Origin of the sequence: Plantibacter sp. CFBP 8775 (assembly GCF_014839505.1) — a bacterium.
GTDB lineage: Bacteria > Actinomycetota > Actinomycetes > Actinomycetales > Microbacteriaceae > Plantibacter > Plantibacter auratus.
Genome location: NZ_JACYNV010000009.1, coordinates 1 through 405, shown reverse-complemented (window position 1 = coordinate 405; position 405 = coordinate 1). Strand labels below are relative to the sequence as shown.

Genomic DNA, 405 nt, shown 5'->3' with positions numbered 1-405 from the left:
TGCACATGCTCCTTAGAAAGGAGGTGATCCAGCCGCACCTTCCGGTACGGCTACCTTGTTACGACTTAGTCCTAATTACCGATCCCACCTTAGACAGCTCCATCCTTGCGGTTAGGCCACTGGCTTCGGGTGTTACCGACTTTCATGACTTGACGGGCGGTGTGTACAAGGCCCGGGAACGTATTCACCGCAGCGTTGCTGATCTGCGATTACTAGCGACTCCGACTTCATGAGGTCGAGTTGCAGACCTCAATCCGAACTGGGACCAGCTTTTTGGGATTCGCTCCACCTTACGGTATTGCAGCCCTTTGTACTGGCCATTGTAGCATGCGTGAAGCCCAAGACATAAGGGGCATGATGATTTGACGTCGTCCCCACCTTCCTCCGAGTTGACCCCGGCAGTAT

The 405-nt window shown here is 54.1% G+C and carries 1 rRNA gene; it reads right to left on the bottom strand.

Features of this window, described 5'->3' with window-relative positions:
• Positions 1-16 precede the first annotated feature (16 nt).
• Positions 17-405 (bottom strand): 16S ribosomal RNA (locus IFR14_RS20565); the annotation flags it as partial.